At 69.9% G+C, this 22,903-nt stretch carries 19 protein-coding genes; 10 read left to right on the plus strand and 9 right to left on the minus strand.

The annotated features are described in order from the left end of the window. Positions 1 to 485 precede the first annotated feature (485 nt). On the minus strand, positions 486 to 2,636 hold the full coding sequence (locus OM076_RS40260) for an O-antigen ligase family protein (RefSeq protein WP_270045850.1): 2,151 nt from the start codon (positions 2,634 to 2,636) through the stop codon (positions 486 to 488). A gap of 128 nt (positions 2,637 to 2,764) precedes the next feature. Further along, a complete protein-coding gene (locus OM076_RS40265) occupies positions 2,765 to 4,351 on the minus strand; it encodes a hypothetical protein (RefSeq protein ID WP_270045851.1) in 1,587 nt (528 codons plus the stop codon). A gap of 185 nt (positions 4,352 to 4,536) precedes the next feature. Between OM076_RS40265 and OM076_RS40270 the strand changes: the two genes are divergently transcribed. The 3 genes from OM076_RS40270 (at position 4,537) to OM076_RS40280 (ending at position 9,321) form a co-directional block, all read left to right on the plus strand. Beyond that, complete coding sequence (locus OM076_RS40270) at positions 4,537 to 5,397, plus strand: YveK family protein (protein ID WP_270045852.1); 861 nt, start codon at positions 4,537 to 4,539, stop codon at positions 5,395 to 5,397. Between the two features lie 72 nt (positions 5,398 to 5,469). Next, positions 5,470 to 7,797, plus strand: coding sequence for a LamG-like jellyroll fold domain-containing protein (locus tag OM076_RS40275; RefSeq protein ID WP_270045853.1), 2,328 nt, complete (start codon positions 5,470 to 5,472; stop codon positions 7,795 to 7,797). Positions 7,798 to 7,845: 48 nt separating this feature from the next. Beyond that, positions 7,846 to 9,321 (plus strand): right-handed parallel beta-helix repeat-containing protein, encoded by a 1,476-nt coding sequence (locus OM076_RS40280; RefSeq protein ID WP_270045854.1) that lies wholly within the window; start codon positions 7,846 to 7,848, stop codon positions 9,319 to 9,321. A 45-nt stretch (positions 9,322 to 9,366) separates the two neighbouring features. On the opposite strand, the gene OM076_RS40285 is transcribed toward OM076_RS40280, so the two are convergent. From OM076_RS40285 to OM076_RS40305, 5 genes are all read right to left on the minus strand, one after another. Then, a complete protein-coding gene (locus OM076_RS40285; protein ID WP_270045855.1) occupies positions 9,367 to 10,428 on the minus strand; it encodes a Gfo/Idh/MocA family protein in 1,062 nt (353 codons plus the stop codon). 6 nt (positions 10,429 to 10,434) lie between these two features. After that, positions 10,435 to 11,538, minus strand: coding sequence for a DegT/DnrJ/EryC1/StrS family aminotransferase (locus tag OM076_RS40290; protein WP_270045856.1), 1,104 nt, complete (start codon positions 11,536 to 11,538; stop codon positions 10,435 to 10,437). 26 nt (positions 11,539 to 11,564) lie between these two features. Then, the gene (locus OM076_RS40295) at positions 11,565 to 12,227 is read right to left on the minus strand and encodes an RNA polymerase sigma factor (protein WP_270045857.1); all 663 of its coding nucleotides are present in this window, start codon (positions 12,225 to 12,227) and stop codon (positions 11,565 to 11,567) included. Between the two features lie 400 nt (positions 12,228 to 12,627). Then, positions 12,628 to 13,125, minus strand: coding sequence for an acyltransferase (locus tag OM076_RS40300; protein WP_270045858.1), 498 nt, complete (start codon positions 13,123 to 13,125; stop codon positions 12,628 to 12,630). A gap of 25 nt (positions 13,126 to 13,150) precedes the next feature. Beyond that, on the minus strand, positions 13,151 to 13,420 hold the full coding sequence (locus tag OM076_RS40305) for a ferritin family protein (RefSeq protein ID WP_270045859.1): 270 nt from the start codon (positions 13,418 to 13,420) through the stop codon (positions 13,151 to 13,153). A 227-nt stretch (positions 13,421 to 13,647) separates the two neighbouring features. Between OM076_RS40305 and OM076_RS40310 the strand changes: the two genes are divergently transcribed. The 5 genes from OM076_RS40310 to OM076_RS40330 all read left to right on the plus strand — a co-directional run bounded on the left by OM076_RS40310 (position 13,648) and on the right by OM076_RS40330 (position 18,986). After that, positions 13,648 to 14,337 carry a response regulator transcription factor gene (locus tag OM076_RS40310; RefSeq protein WP_270045860.1) on the plus strand — a complete coding sequence of 230 codons (690 nt, stop codon included), beginning with the start codon at positions 13,648 to 13,650 and terminating at the stop codon, positions 14,335 to 14,337. Between the two features lie 31 nt (positions 14,338 to 14,368). Then, positions 14,369 to 15,886 carry an NAD(P)H-hydrate dehydratase gene (locus OM076_RS40315; RefSeq protein ID WP_270045861.1) on the plus strand — a complete coding sequence of 506 codons (1,518 nt, stop codon included), beginning with the start codon at positions 14,369 to 14,371 and terminating at the stop codon, positions 15,884 to 15,886. A gap of 84 nt (positions 15,887 to 15,970) precedes the next feature. Then, positions 15,971 to 17,143 (plus strand): alanine racemase, encoded by a 1,173-nt coding sequence (gene alr / locus OM076_RS40320; RefSeq protein ID WP_270045862.1) that lies wholly within the window; start codon positions 15,971 to 15,973, stop codon positions 17,141 to 17,143. Further along, positions 17,140 to 18,486: a CCA tRNA nucleotidyltransferase gene (locus OM076_RS40325; protein WP_270045863.1), complete on the plus strand. Its 1,347-nt coding sequence runs from the start codon at positions 17,140 to 17,142 to the stop codon at positions 18,484 to 18,486. Before alr ends, OM076_RS40325 begins: the two co-directional genes overlap by 4 nt. Then, positions 18,483 to 18,986 carry a GNAT family N-acetyltransferase gene (locus tag OM076_RS40330; protein WP_270045864.1) on the plus strand — a complete coding sequence of 168 codons (504 nt, stop codon included), beginning with the start codon at positions 18,483 to 18,485 and terminating at the stop codon, positions 18,984 to 18,986. Before OM076_RS40325 ends, OM076_RS40330 begins: the two co-directional genes overlap by 4 nt. Before the next feature lie 70 nt (positions 18,987 to 19,056). Here the strand turns inward: OM076_RS40330 and OM076_RS40335 are convergent, their stop codons facing one another. Beyond that, positions 19,057 to 20,091 carry a LacI family DNA-binding transcriptional regulator gene (locus OM076_RS40335; protein WP_270045881.1) on the minus strand — a complete coding sequence of 345 codons (1,035 nt, stop codon included), beginning with the start codon at positions 20,089 to 20,091 and terminating at the stop codon, positions 19,057 to 19,059. Between the two features lie 123 nt (positions 20,092 to 20,214). Between OM076_RS40335 and edd the strand changes: the two genes are divergently transcribed. Both edd and eda read left to right on the plus strand, forming a co-directional pair. After that, the gene (edd, locus tag OM076_RS40340) at positions 20,215 to 22,005 is read left to right on the plus strand and encodes a phosphogluconate dehydratase (RefSeq protein ID WP_270045882.1); all 1,791 of its coding nucleotides are present in this window, start codon (positions 20,215 to 20,217) and stop codon (positions 22,003 to 22,005) included. Beyond that, positions 22,002 to 22,628, plus strand: coding sequence for a bifunctional 4-hydroxy-2-oxoglutarate aldolase/2-dehydro-3-deoxy-phosphogluconate aldolase (gene eda, locus OM076_RS40345; protein WP_270045865.1), 627 nt, complete (start codon positions 22,002 to 22,004; stop codon positions 22,626 to 22,628). Before edd ends, eda begins: the two co-directional genes overlap by 4 nt. Here eda and OM076_RS40350 read toward each other — a convergent pair. Next, entirely contained in the window at positions 22,614 to 22,856 is a 243-nt protein-coding gene (locus OM076_RS40350) for a PqqD family protein (protein WP_270045866.1), read from the minus strand. The two genes, eda and OM076_RS40350, sit on opposite strands and share 15 nt — an antisense overlap. Positions 22,857 to 22,903: the final 47 nt, after the last annotated feature.

Consider the following 22,903-nt stretch of genomic DNA (forward strand, 5'->3'; position numbering starts at 1 on the left):
GACCGAATCGCCCGCCTTCGCCGAGGCGAACACGCTCGAAAGCGTCGACGGCGACGCCGCCAGGTCGGCAGCATGCGCAACTGAACCCGTCCCCAACACTGCCGCACCCGATACCCCGAGGACGACAGCCAGCCGGCGTGCGGGACGCCTCACGGCTCCGCGCGACCTACGCGAAGCATCGTGCGTGCTCACGATTTCCCCCAGTGTTCTCAACGTCGCAATTCCCCAGCGGACGGAAGGCCGTAGTCGACCAAGACCGCTCATTGTTCAATGTGTTTCGCGCCGGACTGACCGAGCCCGTGACCGCGCGCTACTTCAAGATGCCGTCCGTGGAGTGAGGGATGTCCGACGACATGTCCGGAACCCTTTCCTTGTCGACCAGACAGACGTGACCAACGCCCCTAGAAATCGACTCGGGGCGAATCAAACCACAATTGAGTCCGCGTCGCCAACGACTCGTACGCTGGAACCCGCGACGGAGTCGCCTAGCGGCGCAGTGGCAGCTGTTTCGCCGCTGCCGGGCGGGGCTTGCGCGGGTGCTGGCGGCTTGCCTGGCGCCGGCGCACGGCCGTGGTCGTGGGGGTGATACGTGGCGCGTCGGCGCTCGCATCCCCCGAAATGATCGCCGCGAGCAGGCCGGCCAGCGACAGGATGATGTACGGCGTGTGAGGGAACGACGTCACGTCAAACAGGAACGACACGACGAGGAAGGCGACTGCGGATGCGGCGACCGCGAGCGCCGGAGGCGACCAGACCGGATCGCGACGACGGATGACTCCGCGGGCGGCAAGCACGATGGATACGACCATCAGGGCGTAGAACAGCAGCCCGACGATGCCCGTGTCGACGAGGCGGCCGAGCATCTCGGAATCCAGGATGCGGTAGCTGACATGGTCGTAGCTCCCGTATCCGCGCCCGAACGCGAGGTGGGTCCACACGTCGGGGCGGACCGCGTCGTAATCGGAGCTGCGGTCGCTCACCGTTCCCACGTCCAGACGGTTCGCGTGGAGCTGGAACAGGATCGACCCGAGGGCGCCCGGGGAGAGGATGCGGACCACGACGATGCCCACGAGACCCAGTGGGGCAAGCTTGAGCAGTTCACGGCGCCGGAAGTAGGCGATCGTGAGAATGACCGACAGCGGGGCGAGCAATGCGCTCTTGCGGTAGGTCGAGATTCCGGCGGCCAGCATGATGCAGGCGGCGAGGCCATAGAGCAGCCGCTGCCGTCGCGTCTGTGAACCGAGCATTCCGACAAGTGCGATTGGAATCGCCATCGAAAGCATCGCCACCGTTTCGAGTGGATGCTCGCCGGGTCCGCGCGTCAGTCGCCGTCCAAGATCGTCGACGCCAGTCGACTCAGCCGAACCGACTTGGAAGATCCCGGGCAGCAGCTTGTCGGACAGGTCGTAGAAGACGTTGTAGTGAAACCGGTATTCCCAAATGGTTCCGAGCGCGCAGATCACTGCGAGACCGAGCGTGTACTTCAGGAACGCCGGTACTTCCTGCTTGCGCACGATGCTGGCGACCATCATGAACAGACAGCCGTAGAAGACGAGCAACAGGATCTTCTTGCTCGAAAGATCGAACTCGAGCGACTGGTTGAGCGCACGGGCGTTGAGCAGCACGCCGATGCACGCCGCGCCGATGAAGCTGACGATGGCAGCGTGGATCCACGTTGGCTTGAAACGCGGCGCGCTCGGCCCGCCGACCGCCATCGCGAGCGCCCAGGTGGCAATGATGACCGGGAGCACCAGTCGGTCCAACTTCAGATCGAAGGGCAGTGACGCGGTGAGCTGGATCGTGTTGAAAGGTGTGAGCCACAGCACGGCCATGAACCCCGCGATCATCCACGGCAGCACTCGCGTGGTGTGTGGCCACATCCCACCCGCGGCGGGGAGTGTCCGAACGGCACGACGCTTCGGCGCGCCACCGCCGCTCGCCGCATCCGCTGCTTCCTTCCAGCCCTGGCGCGCGCGTCGACCCAGCAGGAGCAGGAAGCCGCAGATCACGAAGCTCACGAGGAAAGTGAGAATCGCGATTTGCATCTCAGAGCCGCCGTTGATGACGCCTCCGCGCGCACCCCCGAGTTGACGGATCTGGACGCGGTCGCTCTCCGAGGCGCCATCGCGGACGGTGAGCTCGTGCAATTGCTGCTCGAGCGCGGTGTAGGCGGCGTTGGCGAGTCGCATCGCGGCAGCCGTCGAGGGTCCCTGCGCGTAGATGTTGAGGATCGGCAGTGCTGGATCGGCTTGCATCTCGAGCCGGTACGGCTGCTTCGAGTTCAGGATCTGGTTCGAGCGCTGCTCGAGATCCGGCTCGCGCATGATCGCCGTGACGTTCGCGGTGATGCGCGAGTTCGAGCTGATCTGAGACGCCGGAACCCCGATGATGTGAGCGATCCGGTCGCGCATCGGCGGTGTCGCGATGATGTCGCCGAGGAGATCCGCCCGCATCGACAGTCCCGTGAAGTCCGCCGTCGTCGACGTCGGATCGAGGATCCACGACCCGCGCGAGTCGAGGAGAACATGCGTCGTCGCGCCCCCCACGGTCATGGCGCGGGGCGTGAGCTTCGGCGGCAACAGGCTGATCGAGGCAACGCTCCAGATCGCGAGGACCAGGGCGACGACCGCGCTCAAAGTGGCAATCCCGGCGAAGCTCAGCCGGCGGGGACGTGTGGGGACTCGGAGCTGCATTCGTCAGGAAACGCTTCGATCTATCAACGCGCCAACGTCGAGCGGATTTCCTCGCCGACGTCCGAGGAGCTTCAATTCGTCACTTGAGACTGCAGCGGGAGCGCTCGATCGCGCATCTCGGTGGCGATTCGTCGCAGCTTGGGCCACGGCCGCCACGGTGGGCTCGCGACTGAAAACGGATCGATATCCGCGCTGCCTGTCAGACGGATCTCGGTGACGGCTCGCGCGGGAACCTCGACTGGAGCCCCGAACGCGTGACTGGCGCCCGATGGGTCGGTCCAGCCGGTGCAGCCGTCGGGCCGCGCCACGTCAGAAGGCGCCTCGATCGTGAGCCGTCGCACCTCCTCGGTGGGGGCGAAGCGGATCCGGCGCGCGTACGGTCGCAGCGTCGCGTGATCGCCGTCGATGCGAACCGTGAAGTTGCTCGTCGCGATCGCTCCGATGGACATCCACTCCACGTCGCCCAGCCGGTTGACCCGAGCCGCCGTCTCGGCGAGCACGTCGAAGCCGTCGGCGACGTCCTCGTGATGTCCGTAGATGACGAGCGGATGATCGAGATAGGCGCGGAGGGCGAGATCCGCCGGTGAAGACGTCAGCGGGACTCGTGGAATCACCGGGCAGCCACCCACGAACTCCGCCGCGCGCCACCCTGCCAGCGGAGGATCGGTCGGCGGCTCCTCCGTCCACGGCAGCGGATGGATCGCGCCGAGCGCGTCGAAGCCCACCGCCGCTAGCGCCTCGGACATCGGTTCCGAGCACATGCCGTGGGGCGGCATCATCACGCGATCGACAGCCAGTCCGCTCCTGCGCTCGAAGCGCGCGACCCGCCGAATCGATTGGGCGGCGGTCCGCAAGGCAGCATCGGCCTCGACCGCTCCCAGCAGCTCACGCTTGACGTGATCGTTGCCATGGAACACCAGTGAGAGGTGGTTCGGGTTCTGCGCAAACAGTCGCGCGGTCGCGCGGTGTGGCCGGCCCGCGTCGAGCGGGATCATCGCCATCGACGCGTGATAGCGGTGCGTACGGGCGTGCGTCAGGAGCGCGCGGTAGTCGATGAACCCGTAGCGACGCCAGCGCAGATTAGGGTCGTCGAAGAGGAACGCGGCGCGCATCGCCGGCGGCGTCCAGCCGCAACTGGCCGACACGCCGCGCAGAAACTCGACCAGCGCGATCGCGGCAATGGCTCTCGACGAGAGGAGCGAGTAGAGCACCTCGGTCTCGGAGAGCTCGGGCAACGTCGATCGCACCCTGTGGACGGCGAGGTCGGAACCCGAGCGCACCCAAGCGTTCCCCGATGCGCCGACGGCGATCATCGTCTCGCCCACGCGCGCGGGGATGCCGGCGCCGACCAAGCGGTCGCTGAGCGTAATCCCGCGCAACCGCTGGTCAACCGCGGGCGAGCTGCTGAAGCTGACCGGTTCAACTGCGTCGCAGGCCACGCCGGTGCCGAGCACGAGCGTTGGACGATCGGGGTTAACAGGCACTTCGCTCGGATCGTCGGCAAAGACGATCAGCCCGTCGGCGTGCGGTCCCTCGAGCGTGTCGGGCACGAACGCGACCGGGAAGGCCTGGGCGAGCGCGCCGAACAGGCGTGGCCTGGCCTCGAACGCGGATCCTGGCCGTACGGCGACGATGGGACGGACGGGCGGGGCTTCCATGTCTGCCATAAACGCAGCCGCTGTCCCTACTCTTCCACGCAACTCGTGGAAGCGCTCCGCTGCTCGGCCCGTTAACCAGTCGTGCCCACCCGAAAGAACCTTCGCATCGCATGGAACTCGTAACGGCCCTCCGTCGCCTATCGCAGCACAAACTCGCGCTTCTGGCGGCCGTGGTCGTGGCTGCGATGGCCGCGGTGCTCATCTCGTATCGCGTCGGGTTGCCCACGAAATTCGAGAGCCGGTCGCATACCGTCGGGCTGGCGACGGCGACGGCGTTGATCGACACTCCGAGCTCGCAGGTCGTGGACCTCGGCGGCGAGACCGGGAACGATCCCTCGTCGCTCGCCTCACGGGCTTCGCTGCTGGCCAGTCTGATGACGACCTCGCCGCTGCGCGAGGAAATCGCCAAGCAGGCCGGTATCTCCCCGACGACGTTGATCGCTTCGTCGATCGATCCGGCGGGCGGAGCCGCCGCCGCGGCTGCGGCCCCGGCAGTGTCCGGCGCGGTCGTCACGGCCAAGGATCCTCGCGCGAACATCCTCAAGGTCAGCATCCCGAATATCCAGTCGAGTCAGGTGCCGATCATCGTCGTCAACACCCAGGCTCCCGACGCCGCGGGTGCGGCAAAGCTCGCGAACGAAGCGATCGTGGTGTTGAAGGCGCATGTGACCGCCCTCGCCGCCAGTCAGCAGGTCCCAGGAGCACGCCGCATCGTGGTCACGCAGCTCGGTCCGGCGCAGGCTGAGTCAGCGCGTCGCGGCCCGTCTCCCCTGATCTCGGCGATCATTTTCGTGTTCGTCTTCTTGATCGGGTGCGCCGTCATCCTCACCGTCCTGTGGCTTCGGGGGGCGTGGGAGACGGCCGCTGAGGATGAGCAGATGCCCGCCGAGCTGGCCGAGGTCGAGTGGCTCCCGGTCAACAACGGCGAACCGGCTCCGATTCAGGAGGCACCGGCGCGTAAGGGGCGTGCGTCGGAGGTCCGACGTCGGACCTCCTCGGCTACGCGCGGCGGCGACGGTGCAAGGGACTGGATGTCAGCCCCCTAGCGGGAAATGATCGCAATGGAAGCGTCGCGCGCCTTCGCCGGATGCCTCCCAATTGGTATAGATTCATCAATCGTGAGGCTTTCTGGGGCTAGATTTTGGCCCGCCATGAGCGCTCGGCTGGTCTCCGGTGTGGTGTTAGTCGCTATCGCGGCATTTCTCGGTACCGCCTCTCAGGCGAAGGCCGACAAGCTTTACGCCTCAACAGCCGACTTCCCGGCGGTTTTCGCCGGCGCCAAGGGCGGCGACTCGATCGAGCTCGCGGCGGGCGACTACGGCGTGTTCGAGGGCGCCGAGAAGTCCAGCTTGGTGACGATCGTCGCCGCGGCCGACAGCACCGTACGCATGTCGCTGAACTTCTCCCAGGCGAGAAATCTTCGCGTGGTGGGCGCAACCATCGACGGTGCGGAGATCGGCGGTCAAACGCGCGACGTGAGCATCGTGAAGAGCGTGTTCACGTCTGGGGCCGTCGTCAATACACGCGACGGGATGGCCGATGCGAACATTGTCTTCGACGCCGACACGTTCCCGAACATCGACGTCTGCGACGTCTGCTACGAGGGTCGGATAACGATCGTCGGTGACGAGACGAACCAGCGGAGCAGCGGCATCGTGATCCAGAACTCGGTCTTTGGTCCCGGAGGGAATGCCGATGGCATCCTCGTCGGGGGCGCCGGCGTCCAGATCCTGAACAACGAGTTCAAGCAGCTCTGGGAGTCGGCCGGCGTTCATACCGACGCCATCCAGCTGTATGGCTCAAGTCAGACCACGATCCGCGGAAACTGGATCCACGACACTTCCTCGGGGATCATGGCCGCGGACGGCGCGGATCACGAGGTCATCGAGAACAACGTGATCATGCCGGGCGACTACCCGTACGCGATCACGTTGTGGTCGGACGACGGTTCGCTCGTCCGGCATAACACGCTCCCGGATGGTGTGTGCTTCTGGGAGCTGCGCTGTGGGTTGATCTCGATCGATTCGAAGGAAGGGCTGCCGCTCAGTCACGGGACGATCATCCGCGACAACATCCTCGGCGCGATCGACCTCGAGGGGCTCTCGAAGCTTGAGGAGTCGAATTTCAATCTGTTCATCACGGGCAGGCCGATCGGCGAGAGCGACTTCGCCGGGACGCCGGTGTACGTCGGTGGCGAGACACCCTCCTCGTTCGGCGGGTTTGCTCTGACGGATTTCTCGCCCGGCAAGTGGTCCGCCAGCGACGGGACCGATCAGGGCATCATCGTCCCGAGCGTGACGCCCGACCCGACCGAGACGGCGACACCGACGCCGACCGGGACCCCAACGGAGACGGCGACTCCGACGGCTACGGCGACTGAGACGCCGACCGCTACGGCGACTGAGACGCCGACCGCTACGCCGACCGAGACACCGACCGCCACCGCCACCGCCACCGCCACCGCCACCGCCACCCCGACCCCGACCGCCACCGCTACGGCGACCGAGACGCCGACCGCCACCGCGACCGAGACGCCCACCGCGACCCCGACCGCCACCGCGACCGAGACGCCCACCGCGACCGCCACCGCGACCGAGACGGCGACCGCGACCGCGACGCCCACCGCTACCGCGACTCCGACCGCCACCGCGACCGAGACGGCGACTCCGACGGCGACCGCGACGCCCACCGCGACGGCGACGGCGACGGCGACCGCCACTGCCACAGCGACCGCCACCGCACAGCCGACCGCGACGAGCTCTCCCGACACGACGACGGTCATTCCGCCCCCGCCGCCGCCGGATGCGTTCGGGCCCTTCCCCGACGCTCGCCTCCAACCGCCGCCGCACCCCGGTCTCTTGCTGTCGTACGGGTTCGAGGAGACCGCCGGCGCGCAGCTGCACGACGCCTCCGGGCTCGGCAATGACGCGACCTTCAAGGGCGCGAAGCGTACGGCCGGTCGGCATGGGCGCGCGCTGACGTTCGACGGCAAGCACGTGGTCACCCTTCCGGCGGCGGCGACAACCGACATCACCCGCGTGTTCACCCTCGAAGCCTGGGTAAAGCCGCAATCGACGCCCGCGAAGCGCTCGGCGGTGTTGTTCGGTCCAGGTGGCGCCTTCGCGCTGTTCGCCGGCGACGCCTCCGCGCGCCCTGGATCGATTCCCGCCGCCAGCGTCAAGAGCAAGCTCAAGCCGCTGGCCTCGCGGCGCTGGACACACCTCGCGGTGACGTACGACGGCAAGCGGGTGACGTTCTTCGTCAACGGTGCCACCCGCGAGCAGCGGGCCTATGGCTCGGCGGCGGCGTCGCGCGCCGGGACCGCGCTGCTCGGCGGCACGGGCGCGCGCGGGCAGTTCTTCAAGGGCGAGCTGGACGACGTCCGCGTTTACTCGCGCGCCCTCACGCCGGCCGAGGTGCAGGCCGATCTGAACGCCGTGATCTGATACCCCGGACGCCGTCGCACCTGAAAAGCGGGTGCTACGGTGCGCGGCATGCACGCGGTACGGGTGGCGATCGCGGTGGCGGTCGCGGGCATCGCGCCGAGCTCGGCTTCGGCCGCCGACCTAGCCGCCGACCCTGGCACGTTCGCGAGCGTGTTCGCGGCGGCTCACGGCGGTGACACGATCACGCTGGCCGCGGGTGACTACGGCCAGTTCAAGGGTGCCGTCAAGCCGTCGACGGTGACGATCCGCTCCGCTCCGGGCGCGACCGCACGGCTCTCGCTCCAGTTCACAGCGGCGCGCAACCTCCAGCTCGAGGGTCTGACGATCACCGAAGCGCGGCTCGCCGCGAGCACGCGCGACGTCACGATCGCCAACAGCACCTTCACCGGGGTCGCCGTCGTCGACGCGCGTGGGATGGCGGCGTCGAACATCGTGTTCGACGGCGACCGGTTCCCGAACATCGACAAGTGCGGCGATTGCTACGAGGGCCGTCTAACGGTCGTCGGGACGTCGAGTGACGCTCCGTCCGGCGTGGTCGTGAAGCACTCGGTCTTCGGTCCCGGCGGCAACACCGATGGCATCCAGGTCGGCGCGAACGGCGTGCAGATCCTGGACAACGAGTTCACCGGGATCCATGCGTCCGGCGGCGTGCACACGGACGCGATCCAGCTCTACGGTTCGCACAACACGGTCATCCGCGGCAACTGGATCCACGACTCCGCGACGGGGATCATGGCCCCCGACGGGACGGACCACGAGCTGATCGAGAACAACGTGATCGACCCCGGCAGCTATCCGTTCGCGGTCCAGATCGGAAGCGACGTCGGCTCGGTCTTCCGGCACAACACGCTTCCCGACGGCGCCTGCGACTTCAATCTGCGCTGCGGGATCATCGTCGTCGGGGCCAAGGACGGAATGGCGCCGAGCCAGGGCACGGTGGTGATGGACAACGTCCTCGGTGAGGTCTCGGTGCAGGCTGGCTCGACCCCGCAGGTCGACTACAACCTGGTGGCCAACGCCCGCGCTCGCGGCGCGCACGACATCGTGGGCAAGCCGCAGTACGCCGGCGGCGCAACCCCCACGTCCTTGCCCGGCTTCCTGCTCGCCGCCGGCTCGCGGGGCAAAGGCGACGCCAGCGACGGCACCGACCGCGGAATCGCGCTCACGTCGACCGCGGGTCCGGGAACCGCGGCACCACCGCCGCAGACGGGTTCGCCGGGCGCCGCGCCGCTCGCCAAGCCCTCGCTGAAGCTCGTCGCGCACCGGCGCGTCACGCGCGCGCAGCTCCGCCGCGGGCTGCGGGTGCGGGTCAGCTCTCAGCAGGGCGTGCGGGTGTCGCTGCGCCTGTCGCGCCGCGGGAGCACCCGAGCGCTCGTAGCGGGGAGCGGGACGCTCTCGCGTACGACGCGGACCTTCGTGCTCAAGAGCAAGCGGGCGCGGAAAGGCCTGCTGACGCTGCGGGTCGCCGTCCGCAACGCGGCGGGCACGACGACGGTCAAGCGGACGATTCGCGTCGTGCGCTGAGACCGGCCGAGCCCGCGACGGGCTCGGCCGTGCTCATAGTCCGGATCAGGCGGCGACGCGGAGCGGCGCGCGCTCGATGGCGATCGGCTCGCCGTTGCGGCGCAGGGACTCCTCGGCCGCCTCCATCGCCATGACGATCTCGAGGCCGAGCTGGGCGCTGGAGCGCGGCTCGGTGCCGGTGCGGATGGCCTGGGCGAAGTCGGCCAGCTCGAGGCTGAGCGGCTCGGCCGGCTCGAGGCGCGGGACGATCATGTCGCCGCTGCGGTAGGTGAGCTGGTACTCGCCGAACGTCTGCGGGACGGAGAACTCCATGCCGCGGTCGAAGATGCGGACGGCCTCGTCGGCGGCGTTGTCGTCGTACTGGATCATCCGCTGGCTACCGACGACCGTCATCTCGCGCACCTTGCGCGGCGCCAGCCATGAGACCTGGATGTTGGCGTTGGCGCCGTTGGCGAACGTGAGCGTGATGAACGCGGTCTCCGGGATGCCGGCCTGGAAGATGCTGCGGCCGGTCGCGGCGACCTCGACGATGGGGGAGTCGAGCCAGTACAGGAGGATCGAGAGGTCGTGCGGCGCGAGGTCGCAGATGACGCCGTCGGCCTGGTACTTGCCGAGGTTCATGCGCGACGACGTGACGAAGTAGACCTCGCCGAGCGTGCCGCCGGCGATGATCTCCTTGATCTTGTTGACGGGCGGGCTGTAGACGAACGTGTGGCCCGGCATCAGGGTGCGGCCGTTGCGCGACGCGGTCTCGAGCAGGTCGACGGCGTCCGCGGTCGTCGTCGCGAGGGGCTTCTCGACGAGCACGTGCTTGCCGGCCTCGAGGCAGGCGCGCACGATCGCGTGATGGGTGCGCGGCGGCGTGGCGACCACGACCGCGTCGATCGTGTCGTCGGCGAGCACCAGCGAGAGGTCGTTGAACACCGGCTGACCGGCGTAACGGGCCGAGTACGCGGCGGCGCGGGCGGGATCGCGCTCGCACAGGCCGGCGAACTCGAGCTCGGGCCGCTCCATGACGTTGCGGACGAGGTTCGGGCCCCAGTAGCCGTACCCGACGACCGCCGTCCGGAGCGGAGCGTTATTGATCGAAACGAACCTACGGGCCATCCTGGCTCACTCCTCAGATTCGAACGAGGCGACGGCCGCGATAACGCGAGCGACGTCCTCATCGGACATTGTCGGGAACAACGGCAACGTGCAGATCTCTTCGGCCAGCCGCTCGGAAACCGGCAGGCTCCCCTCCAGCTCGGGCCCGTAGGCCTCCGCGCGGTGGATCGGGAAGGGGTAGTGCACGGCCGTGGAGACGCCGTGCTGCTCGAGGTGGGCACGCAGCGCGTCGCGCTGCTTGGTGCGCACGATGAACAGGTGGTAGACGTGATCGCCGTCCTCGTGAGCCGGGGACGGCAGCTCGACGCTCGTGCCCTCGAGGCCGGCGCGGAGCGCGGCGCCGAGGCGGCGGCGGTCGTCGTTGCGGGCGTCGAGGTGGCGCAGCTTCACGCGCAGGATCGCGGCCTGGAGCGCGTCCAGACGGGCCGTCGTACCGACGATCTTGTGGTGGTAGCGCGGGGACTCGCCGTGGGAGCGCAGCAGGACGATCTGCTTGGCGAGTGCCTCGTCGTTGGTGGCGATCGCGCCGCCGTCGCCCCACCCACCGAGGTTCTTGGTGGGGTAGAAGGAGAAGCAGCCGATGTCGCCCATCGAGCCGGCGCGGCGACCCTTGTAGTAGGCGCCGTGGGCCTGTGCGGTGTCTTCGATGACGCGGATGCCGGCTTCCTCGGCGAGCGTGAGGATCGGGTCCATGTCGACCGTCGAGCCCATGAGATGGACCGGGATCACGGCCTTGGTCTTGGGGCCGATCGCCGCAGCGATGTGCTCGGCGGTGATGAGGTGCGTGTCGGGGTCGACGTCGACCAGCTTCGCGGTCGCGCCCACCCAGCTCACGGCCTCGGCGGTCGCGATGAACGAGTTCGACGGGACGATGACCTCGTCGCCGGGCCCGATCTCCAGCGCACGCAGGGCGAGCGAGAGGGCCTCCGTGCCCGAGGAGACGCCGACCGAGAACGCGGTGCCGCAGTAGTCGGCGAACTCGCGCTCGAAGGCGTCGAGCTCAGCACCCATCGTGAAGGCGCCCTTGCGGGCGACCTCGCCGACGACTTCGAGCAACTGCTCCAGGAGGATGGGATCCGCCTGGTCGAGGCGGGTCACCGGGATGGGCATGAGCCCAGACGGCGTATCAATGGGGCTCACGCGGCCACCTTTCCAGCGATCGTGGGAGCGCAATCCATCTCGGAGAGCGCGGTTCTAAGGGCGCCACGACCGCGGTGATGCAGGCCGTGGATGGAGGGCTCGGTCCGGCCGAGCTGATGAGCGATCTCGCCTGGCGTCAGGCCGACGAGATGGCGCATGACGACGACCTGGCGCTGCTCCTCAGGAAGCGTCGCGAGGGCGTCGCGCAGCCCGAAGGAGCGCATCCGCGAGGCGTCGTCGTCATCGGTGTGGGTCTCGAGCTCACGCACCTCGTCGCACGGGATCGCGCGGCGCTGGCGCATGTGGTCGACGGCGACGTTGCGCGACACACGGAGGATCCACGCGGAGAAGGGGACTTCGCGCGGCTCGTACTTCGGCAGCGCCGTCATCAGCTTGGCGAAGACGTGCTGGGTGACGTCCTCGGCCTCGTGATCGTCGCGCACGATGCTGGCGACGTAGCCGTAGACGTGATCCGCGTAGTGCACGTACAGATACCGGAGCGCCTCGCGGTCGCCTTGCTTGGCTCGCACGACCGCCTGGTTGACGGCGCGGGTGCCGGCCTCGTCGTCGACGAGTCGGGTGGTGCGGCGAAAGCTTCCGGTGAGTACGCCGGCCTGCTTCTTCTCTCTCGGCTTCAGGTAAATCGGGGCTGCTGACATTCGTGTCCTCCTGCCTGTCGTCCATGCGACGTCCTTCACGCCCGGGGGGAGGGCGTTAAGGCGGCGTCTGGCCACTCGGTCTGGTCAGGGCCGAGTAGGCGCGCAGATCTCGAGCTGACCCGTTAGGTCTCGAGCGGCGCGCGGTTGGTCGTGGACGTCGTTCGCAGCGGCAGGGTCGTTGTGCGGGTTGCCGTGGCGTTCATCCGTCTCAACGCAGTGTGGTTTTCGGAGGACCCTTGTGGAAGGGGAACCTTGTCTGCCCCACGCGGCAACTCTCCCCCCCGTGGCACCTCGCGGGTGACGGTCGGTTCACCCGCTTTGGGGTAGATCACTACCCAGACCCTGGGTGGGTGGCAGCCCGCACGCCCATAAACGCTCGGGCGGGGCTGGCACTTGCACGCTAGGGGGCGGAAGAACGGATGATTCGTGCCGGAACTCCGGCCACGGTCCCACCCGCGGGCACGTCCCGGGTCACGACGGCGCCGGCGCCCACGATCGCACCCGCGCCCACGGTCACGCCGCCGAGGATCACGGCGCCTGAGCCGAGGCTCGCGCCGTCTTCGATACGCGTCGGGAGCAGCTCCCAGTCGTCCTCGGTCTGCAGGGCGCCGCCCTCGGCGGTCGCGCGCGGGCGCTTGTCGTTGATGAACATCACGCCGTGCCCGACGAAGACGCCGTCGCCGATGCTCACGCCGTCGCAGATGAAGGTGTGGCTCTGGATCTTGCAGTCGGCGCCGATCGTGGCGCCGCGCTGGATCTCGACGAACGTGCCGATGCGCGAACGGGCGCCGATGTGGCAGCCGTAGAGGTTCGTGAAGCTGTAGACGACGGCGTGCTCACCGAAGACGACGTCGTTGATCAGTCGGTACGGCGCGTCGTTGGCGGGAGCGTCGGGCATCCCGGCAGGGTAGTCCCGCCGGGGGTCAGTCGATCGACTGGACCAGGCCCGCGATGTCGACGGCGCCGAGGCGGGAGTGCAGACCCTCCATCAGCGCGGCGATCTGCTCGCCCTCGGCGATGCGCATGCGGCTGAAGAGCTCGGCGACGTCCGTGTGGCCGTCCTGCGACGCCTCGAACTCGAACACGCGATAGCGGGCGCGCAACTCGAGGTTGAGCGTCAGCGCGCGGAGGAGATTCTGCAGGGTCTGGTCCAGGCCCCGCTCCTCGCGCAGTTGGCGCAGGTTGTTGCTCATTCGGGTTCGATTCGGGGAGCGCCCACGTACACAGAGTGCCGGGTGCGCGCGCAATCGAGAAGGTGGTCTTCACCCGGTGCCACGGGGAGTTCCTGCCGCTGGCAGGGGGGCATGAATCCCCCGCTAAACGGATATCCGATGCCCCACGGGTAGAAAATTCCCCCACAGAGGCCGACTACATACGTACCATCTGGCGGGGCAGGACCGGACCCGGAGGATCCGATTAAGTGATTGACAAGGACGACAACAACGAACAGCCGGTCCTGCGGACCATCATCGCCGATGATGATCCCTTGGTACGCCGCCTGATTCGGGACACGCTGCAGCGGGCTGACGTCACCGTGATCGCGGAGGCGTCGACCGGACGCGAGGCTGTGGAGCTCGCGCTCTTCTACCGCCCGGACGTCGTCGTGATGGATTTCATGATGCCGGAGATGGACGGAATCGAGGCGACGCGGCGGATCTATGAGCACGATCCGTCCATTCGTGTCGTAATGCTGACCGGTGCGGGTGACGAAGAGCTGGGCCTGCGCGGGCTTCGTGCGGGTGCGGCGGGTTACCTCTCCAAGGAGGTCGAGCTCGATGCTCTCCCGCGCGCGTTGCGCGGGGCGCTCGAGGGCGAGGCCGCCATTTCGCGTCAGCTCGCGATGAAGCTGATCGAGCGCTATCGCGCCGCGCCCACGGGCGGGGCGGGTCTGCGCCCGGTGCGTTCCCGTCTGACCGACCGCGAGTGGGAGGTCCTGGACCTGCTCTCGACGGGCGCGACGACGGACCAGATCGCCAAAACGCTGGTGCTTTCGTCCGAGACCGTGCGGTCTCACCTCAAGAATCTGTACCGCAAGCTCGAGGTCAACTCGCGCGAAGAAGCGGTTCGGGCGGCCTCACGGCTGCGCAGTCTCAGCGGTCTCCCGGCGTAGTCGGCCTCGCGGCGGGTAGTTTTCCGCCGCGATGAGCCTGCCGCGCTGGATGGAGCCGCTGCTTGAAGCGGGCGAGATGCGTGAGATCGACCGCTGGGCGATCAACGAGCGCACGATCGCCGTCGACGAACTGATGGAGCGGGCCGGTGAAGGCCTCGCCGGGGTGATCTCGCGCCGCGCGCCCGCGGGGCGGGTGGTGTTCGTGTGCGGCAAGGGCAACAACGGCGGGGACGGGATCGTCGCCGCGCGCGTGCTGCGCCAGGCGGGGCGCGACGTCGAGGTCCTGCTGGTCTGGCCGGCGGAGTGGATGGGTTCCGACGCGCAGGCGCAGCTGAAGAAGCTGCCGGGGGCGAAGCCGGTCGCGTTCGAGGCCGGGCGGCTCAACAAGGCGCAGGTGATCGTCGACTGCGTGCTCGGCACCGGCAGCTCCGGCAAGCCGCGCTCGCCCGCGGATCAGGTGATCTCCGAGATGGAGGCGGCGAAGGCGCCCGTGATCGCGGCCGACGTGCCCTCGGGCGTCGACGCGACGACCGGCGAGGTCGAAGGGCCCGCGGTCCACTGCGTGGCGACGGCGGCGTTCCACCGGCCGAAGGTCGGCCTGTGGGTGCGGCCGGGCAAGGAGTACGCGGGCGAGGTCGACATCGTCGACATCGGCATCCCCCGCGGCGGTCCGGCGCGGCCGGACGCCGGGTTGATCGGGTCCGGCGTGCTGCGCGAGGTGCCGCGGCGCGGCGCGACGTCGACCAAGTTCAGCTCCGGCAACGTCTGCATCATCGGCGGCTCGCGCGGGCTCACGGGCGCGCCCGCGATGACTGCACTGGCGGCGATGCGCGCCGGAGCGGGCTATGTGACGGTCGGCGCGCCCGCGAGTCTTGAGCTGAGCTTCACGGTGAGACTGCTGGAGGCGATGGTCGTCGGGCTGCCCGAGGACGGGGACGGGCACCTCGATGCGTCGGGCCTGGAGCCGGTGTTGAAGGCCGTGGTCCGTGCGGACGCGGTCGTGCTCGGGCCGGGGCTGTCGAAGAATCCGCAGTCCCAGGCGCTGGCGCGCGCGGTCGCGCCGCGGATCGACGTCCCGCTCGTGGTCGACGCCGACGGCTTGAACGCGCTCGCCGGCCAGTTGGAGGAGATCCTCGCGGGGCGGCGCTGGCCGACGGTGCTCACGCCCCACGCGGGTGAGCTGGGGCGGCTGCTGGAAGTCGACTCGGCGGAGGTCGAGCGCTCGCGGCTGCGCCACGTGCGCGAGGCGGCGGCGATCAGCAAGGCGTTCGTGGTGCTCAAGGGCGACGACACGCTCGTGGCGGCGCCGTCCGGGCGGGTGGCGATCTCGCGCGGGCGCGCGCCCGGGCTCGCGACGGCCGGGACGGGTGACGTGCTCTCGGGCGTGATCGGCGCGATGCTGGCGAAGGGGATGCCGGTCGCCCAGGGCGCGTGCGCCGGCGTCTACGCCCACCTGCGGGCGGGCCAGATCGCCGCCGCGCCGCACGGGCCCGACGGCGTGATCGCCTCCGACGTCATCGCTTCGCTGCCCGCCGCGCTCAGCGCATAACCTGGATTCCCGTGGCTCTCACCGTGCGCGACAGCATCGAAGTGAACGTGTCGCCGGTCTCCCCGGCCGCCGAGTAGCCCCGTGGTGCGCGCGGAGGCGAGGATCGACACCGGTGCGATCGAGCGCAACTGCGCCCGGCTGGCCGCCCTGGCGCCGCTGTGCGCGGTCGTGAAGGCCGACGGGTACGGGCACGGCGCGGTCGAGGCGGCGCGGGCGGCGCAGCGCGGGGGAGCGTCGTGGCTCGCGGTGGCGACCGCGGGCGAGGCGGCGGAGCTGCGCGCGGCGGGTCTGGGCGGGCCGATCCTGGTGATGGGCGCGCTCTCGGCCGAAGAGCTCGATGTGGCGCTGCGGGCGGGCGCGGACGTGGTGGCGTGGCGCGAGGCGTTCGTCCGCGCCGTGGCGGCGCGGGCCGAGGCGCTCGGGGGTGGCACGCTGGGCGCCGGCGCGCCGCCAGCCGGCGGGGTCGCCGGCGGAGGCGCTTTGGGCGGCGGCCCGGCTCCGCCGGGCGGCGCGACCTCTCCGCGCGGCGTCGGCGTGCACGTCAAGCTCGACACCGGGATGGGGCGGCTCGGGACGCGCGATCCGGACGAGGCCACCCGCGTCGCCGAGGCCGTCACGGCCACGCCTGGCCTGCGGCTGGCCGGCGCGATGACCCACTTCGCCACCGCCGACGACGACCCGGACTTCATGCGCGAGCAGCTCGCCCGCTTCCTCCCCTGGGCCGACGGGCTGCACACGCTGCGCCACGCCGCCAACTCCGCGGCGGCGCTCGGCGAGCCCGATGCCCGACTCGACATGATCCGCTGCGGGATCGCCATCTATGGCATGGACCCGTTCCACGAGGACCCCGCGGACCATGGCCTGGAGCCCGCGCTCGAGCTCGTGAGCTACGTCGCCGAGGTCAAGCAGGCGCGCAAGGGTGACTCCGTGGGTTACGGGCGGCGGTTCATCGCGGAGCGCGACACGTGGATCGGGACGATCCCCGTCGGCTACGGCGACGGCTTCCGGCGCGGGCTCACCGGCGAGTTCGAGGTGCTGGTGGGCGGCCGGCGGGCCAAGGGCGTCGGCACGGTCTCGATGGACAACATCACGGTCGACCTCGGCGACGCGCCGGTCGAGCCCGGCACCGAGGCGGTGCTGATCGGCGCGCGCGGGGAGCACCGCATCCTCGCCGAGGATCTCGCGGCCGTCCTCGCGACGATCAACTACGAGATCACGTGCGGGATCTCGCGGCGCGTGCCGAGGCGGTACACGTGAGCCAGGCGCTGCAAGCCGCGCGCGAGGCGCTCGCGGGCGAGGACGCGTGGCTCGTCGGCGGCGCGGTCCGGGACAAGCTGCTCGGGCGCGACACCGACGACATCGACCTCGCGATCCCCGGAGACCCCAAGCCGTACGCGCGCAAGCTGGCGCGAGCGGTCCGCGGGGCGGCGTTCGAGCTCAGCGGCGCGTTCGGCGCCTGGCGGGTGGTCGCGCCGGAGCACGCCTGGCACGTGGATCTCGTCACGCTGCGCGACGACGACATCCACCAGGACCTCGCCCACCGCGACTTCACGATCAACGCCATGGCCGAGCCGCTGGCCGGGGGCGAGGTGCTCGATCCGCACGGCGGCCGGGACGATCTCTCCAAGCGTCTCGTCCGCATGGTCTCCGCGCAGGCGCTCGTGGACGACCCGCTGCGCAGCCTGCGCGCGATCCGGATCGCGGTCGAGCTCGACCTCACGCTCGACGCGGCCACGGGCGAGGCCGCCTCGGCCAACGCGCGCGGGATCGAACACGTCGCGCACGAGCGGGTCTTCGCCGAGCTGAAGCGCATCATCTCCGCCGCGGCGGTCCTGCGCGGCCTCCAGCTCCTCGACGAGCACGGGCTGACCGACGTCGTGCTCCCAGAACTCACGAGGCTCAAGGGCATCGAGCAGAGCCAGTTCCACCACCTCGACGTCCACGACCACACGCTGGAGGTCCTGGACGAGGTGACCAAGCTCCAGCGACACCCGGAGTACGCGGACCTGCTGGGCGAGCCGCTCGCGGACGAGCTGACCCGCGGCGACGCGATGCGCTGGGCCGCGCTGCTGCACGACGCGGCCAAGCCGCAGACCCGCGACGTTCTCCCGGGCGGGCGGGTGACGTTCCTCGGCCACGACCGCGAGGGCGCGCAACTGGCCAAGGACGTGCTCGGCCGCCTGCGCTCGTCCTCGAAGCTGCGCGAGTACGTCGCCGCGCTGATCGCCCACCACCTCGACGCCGGCTTCCTCGTCCACCGTCGCCCCTTGGACCGCCGCACGCTGTGGCGCTACCTGCAGGCCACCAGGCCCTACAGCGCCGACACCACGATCTTCACCGTCGCCGACCGCCTCGCCACCCGCGGCAAGAACGCCGAGCAGGCGATCGAGGCCCACCTCGAGGTCGCCCGCGAGCTCATCGCCGCCGCCAAAGAGCCGATCGCGCCGCCGCTCCTGCGCGGCGACGAGCTCGTCCGCGAGGCCGGGATCGCGCCCGGCCCGCAACTCGGCACGATCCTCGCCCAGCTCGAGGAGGACCGGTTCGCCGGCGCGATCTCCACCCGCCAGGACGCACTCACCCGAGCGAAGGAGCTGACGTGATCGTCGAGCTTGCCTCCTCCGAAGACGCCGCCGACGTCGCACGCATCATCAACGCCGCCTACCACGCGGGCGAGCCCGGGATCTGGCACGGCGGGTGGACGCGCACGAACCCGAACGCGGTCGGGCAGCTGATCGAGGCGGGCGAGATCGCGGTCGCCCGCGAGGACGACGGCCGCGTGGTCGGCTCCGTCCGGGTGCGCCGGCTCGACGACGAGACCGCCGAGCTGGGGATGCTGTCCGTCGACCCGGCGGCCTTCGGTGCGGGAACGGGGCGCGCGCTGCTCACGTTCGCCGAGCAGCATCACGGCACCGCCTTCATGCAGCTCGAGCTGCTGGTGCCGCATGGCGCCCCGCACCCACAGAAGGAGCGGCTGCACGACTGGTACAGCCGTCTCGGATATCGACAGATCTCCTCGCGGGTGTTCGACGAGCCCCTGCTCGCCGGCCCCGCCGACTTGCGGACCTACCGCAAGAGCCTGCGCGCGGCTCCCGCGACCTGAGCGCCTCCCCTGGCGCTCACGTAGATCGAGAAGAGCAGCGTGGTGATGCCGAACTCACGTGGTGAAGTCGTCATGCCTTCGAGGGTTGCGCGCGAAGCTGCAGAGCAGGTGAAGGTCCTGTGCACCCACATGAGTTTCGGTGCACGAACATCGCCTCGAGCCGTTCGGTCCGCGGCGGCCGGTCGGGATCCGCGAGCCGCGAGAGCAGCAGCTCCACCGCGCGCGACCCGAGCTCGGTCGTCGGCTGGCGGATGACGGTCAGCCGCGGGGCGAACAGGTCGGCCCATTCGAAGTCGTCGAAGGCGACCAGCGCGAGGTCGTCGGGCACGGTCAGGCCGCGCTCGGCGATCGCCCGCAGCAGGCCGATCGTCATGAAGTTGTTGCCGGAGACGACCGCGGTCGGCGGGTCGGGCAGCTCGAGCAGCGTGTGCATCGCGTCGCGCGCGGCGTCGCGCTGCGAGTGGCCTTCGGCGACGAGCCCGGGATCGAACGCCAGCCCGCCACGCTCCAGCGCCCCGCGGTAGCCGCGCACGCGCTCGTCGGTCGTGCTCAGCCCCGGGATGCCGATCGCCATCGCGATCCGCGTGTGGCCCTTGTCGATCAGGTGCTCGACCAGCCGCGCGGTCGGCTGCTCGTTGTCGCAGCCGACCTGGTCGAGCGGCACGTCGACGAAGCGATCGAGCAGCACGGTCGGCACGCCCTGGGACTCCAGGTAGGGAAGTGCGTGCTCGAGCGCGCCCACCGTCGGCGCCAGGAGCATCCCGTCGACCTGGCGCTCGGCCAGGGCGCGGACGATCCGCAGCTCGTGCTCGGGGTCCTCGCGCGTGTCGCCGAGCAGGAGCGTGTGCCCGGCGCGGCCCGCGGCGGCCTCGATCGCGGCGACGACGTCGGTGAAGTACGGGTTCGAGAGGCCGCTGATCGCCAGCCCGAGCGACTGCGTCCCACCGCGCGCCAGCGCCCGCGCGATCGTGTTCGGCCGGTAGCCCGTGCGCTCGATCGCGGCCAGCACGGAGTCACGGGTGCGCTGGCTCGCGGGCCGCGTGCCGTTGATGACGTGCGAGACCGTCGTCACCGAGACGCCGGCCAAGCGCGCGACATCCGCCATCGTGACCACGGCAGGGATGTTAGGCGCTCGTGAACTCGAACCACCCATCCGGGTGATGCGAGTCGCAACCGCTTGCGCGCAAGCGCTTGCGGCTGTAGCTTCGGAACCGTGCATCCAGTCGTCATGGAAGTCACCGCGCGCATCGCCGCGCGTAGCGCCAGTAGCCGTTCGGCCTACCTCGATCGCATCCGCGCAGCGGGCCAGAATGGCCCTGCGCGGGGAGATCTGGGGTGTGCGAACCTCGCGCACGGCTTGGCCGCGTGCGGCGCTGACGAGAAGCTTCACCTCAAGGCCGCCGTGCGGCGCAACGTCGCGATCGTGTCGTCCTACAACGACATGCTCTCAGCGCACCAGCCGTACGAGCGCTACCCCTCGATCCTCAAGAAGGCTGTACTGCAGGCCGGTGGTGTGGCGCAGGTCGCGGGCGGCGTGCCCGCGATGTGCGACGGCATCACCCAGGGCCGCGCCGGCATGGAGCTCTCGCTCTTCAGCCGCGACGTGGTCGCGATGTCGACCGCGATCGCCCTCTCGCACGACATGTTCGACGGCGCGCTGATGCTCGGCGTGTGCGACAAGATCGTGCCCGGGCTGCTGATCGGCGCGCTGAGCTTCGGCCACCTGCCGACCGTCTTCGTGCCCGCCGGCCCGATGCCCTCCGGTATCCCCAACGGCGAGAAGAGCCGCACCCGCCAGCGCTTCGCGGCAGGGGAGATCGGCCGCGACGCCCTGCTCGACGCCGAGCTGGCCTCGTATCACTCGCCCGGCACCTGCACCTTCTACGGCACCGCGAACTCCAATCAGCTCGTGGTCGAGGCGATGGGCCTGCACCTGCCCGGCTCGAGCTTCGTCAACCCCGGCACCGAGCTGCGGCGCGCGCTCACCAACCACGCCGGCCGCGTCGCGACGCAGGGCTGTGCCCCGATCGGCGAGATCGTCGACGAGCGCACGCTGGTCAACGGCGTCGTCGCGCTGCTCGCGACCGGCGGCTCGACCAACCACACCATGCACCTGGTGGCCATCGCGGCCGCCGCGGGGCTCAACCTCACGTGGGACGACTTCGCCGACCTGAGCGCGGTCACCCCGCTGCTCACCCGCATCTACCCCAACGGCGCTGCCGACATCAACCAGTTCCACGCCGCCGGCGGCGTCCCGTTCGTGATCGGCGAGCTGCTCGACGCGGGGCTGATGCACCCGGACGTCGAGACGATCGCGGGCTTCGGCCTCGGCCGCTACCGCGACGAGCCGTACCTCGACGAACGCGACGAGCTGTGCTGGCGTCCCGCGCCGCAGACCTCACGCGACGACAGCGTCCTGCGCCCCGTGAGCGACGCCTTCGCCCCCGACGGCGGCATCCGCGTGCTCGACGGCGGGCTCGGCCGCGCCGTCATGAAGGTCTCCTCGGTCGCGCCCGAGCACCGCGTCGTGACCGCGCCCGCGCGGGTCTTCGACGACCAGGGCGACTTCCTCGCCGCATTCGACCGCGGCGAGCTGTACAGCGACATCGTGGCGGTGATCCGCCATCAGGGCCCGCGGGCGAACGGCATGCCCGAGCTGCACAAGCTCACGCCCGCACTCGGCCTGCTGATGGACCGCGGCCACCGCGTCGCGCTCGTCACCGACGGCCGCATGAGCGGCGCCTCCGGGAAGATTCCCGCGGCGCTGCACTGCACGCCCGAGGCGGCGGCGGGCGGCCCGCTCTCGCGTCTGCGCGACGGCGACGTCGTCCGCGTCGACTCAGAGACCGGGCGCCTGGACGTCGACGTCGACCTCTCAGAGCGCGAGCCGTGGATTCCCGAGCACGCCACCCACGGCACCGGCCGCGAGCTGTTCGCCGCCTTCCGCGAACGCGTCGGGCGCCCGGACGCGGGCGCGTCCGTCTTCAGTGAAATCGCGCCTTCGAGGATCTACGCATGACCGCCACCGCACGCGACGCGCTCACCGTCGAGTACATCGCCGGCCTCGCGCCGGTCATCCCGGTCGTCGTGATCGACGACCTCGACGACGCCGTCCCGCTCGCCCGGGCGCTGGTCCGCGGCGGCCTGCCGGCGATCGAGGTGACGCTGCGCACGCAGCCCGCCCTCGCCGCGATCGAGCGGATCGCGGCTGAGGTCGAAGGCGCGGTCGTCGGCGCCGGGACGATCACCACGACCGGGCAGATCGCCGACGCGCTCGCCGCCGGCGCGCGCTTCCTCGTCTCCCCGGGCGCGACGCCCACGCTGCTCGACGGACTGCAGGACAGCGGCGTGCCGTTCCTGCCCGGCACCGCCACGCCGTCGGACCTCGTCGCGCTGATCGAGCGCGGGATCACGCACGCGAAGCTCTTCCCGGCGGAGGTGGTCGGCGGCGTCAAGGCGCTGAAGGCGTTCTCCGGGCCGTTCCCGCAGTTGCGCTTCTGCCCGACGGGCGGGATCAACGCGGCGAACGCGCCGGACTATCTGGCGCTGCCCAATGTGGCCTGCGTCGGCGGGTCTTGGATGGTCAGCCGAGATCTCGAGCGCGTCGAGAACGCGGCGCGTGAGGCGCTAGGGCTGAAGTAGACCGCGTTCCTCGAACGCGGTGAAGAGTTCGTCCACGTCAGCCGGCAGCCGGTCGGCGGACGACGCGTAGAGCTCCGAGACCGCGCTCATGAGCTTCTCCAGCGTCGTCCCGTGGACGAGCGCGCTCCAGAGCGGGCTGCCGACCTCGTTCGCGGCCAGGCAGAGGGCCGCGTGCTCGTCGATCGCGATGACCTCGGCGCCTGCGTCCGCACACCCGTCGTTCGTCATGCCGACGATGATGAGGGCGATCGGCGGCGCAGGCGCCCTACGAACGT

The sequence above is a fragment of the Solirubrobacter ginsenosidimutans genome (assembly GCF_027587205.1).

Coding starts and splice junctions, on each gene's coding strand:
- OM076_RS40265 (WP_270045851.1), bottom strand. CDS start 4,351: ATGGAAGCCCCGCCCGTCCGTCCCATCGTCGCCGTACGGCCAGGATCC.
- OM076_RS40270 (WP_270045852.1), top strand. CDS start 4,537: ATGGCCGCGGTGCTCATCTCGTATCGCGTCGGGTTGCCCACGAAATTC.
- OM076_RS40280 (WP_270045854.1), top strand. CDS start 7,846: ATGCACGCGGTACGGGTGGCGATCGCGGTGGCGGTCGCGGGCATCGCG.
- OM076_RS40285 (WP_270045855.1), bottom strand. CDS start 10,428: ATGGCCCGTAGGTTCGTTTCGATCAATAACGCTCCGCTCCGGACGGCG.
- OM076_RS40290 (WP_270045856.1), bottom strand. CDS start 11,538: ATGCCCATCCCGGTGACCCGCCTCGACCAGGCGGATCCCATCCTCCTG.
- OM076_RS40295 (WP_270045857.1), bottom strand. CDS start 12,227: ATGTCAGCAGCCCCGATTTACCTGAAGCCGAGAGAGAAGAAGCAGGCC.
- OM076_RS40300 (WP_270045858.1), bottom strand. CDS start 13,125: ATGCCCGACGCTCCCGCCAACGACGCGCCGTACCGACTGATCAACGAC.
- OM076_RS40305 (WP_270045859.1), bottom strand. CDS start 13,420: ATGAGCAACAACCTGCGCCAACTGCGCGAGGAGCGGGGCCTGGACCAG.
- OM076_RS40315 (WP_270045861.1), top strand. CDS start 14,369: ATGAGCCTGCCGCGCTGGATGGAGCCGCTGCTTGAAGCGGGCGAGATG.
- OM076_RS40335 (WP_270045881.1), bottom strand. CDS start 20,091: ATGGCGGATGTCGCGCGCTTGGCCGGCGTCTCGGTGACGACGGTCTCG.
- edd (WP_270045882.1), top strand. CDS start 20,215: ATGGAAGTCACCGCGCGCATCGCCGCGCGTAGCGCCAGTAGCCGTTCG.
- eda (WP_270045865.1), top strand. CDS start 22,002: ATGACCGCCACCGCACGCGACGCGCTCACCGTCGAGTACATCGCCGGC.
- OM076_RS40350 (WP_270045866.1), bottom strand. CDS start 22,856: ATGACGAACGACGGGTGTGCGGACGCAGGCGCCGAGGTCATCGCGATC.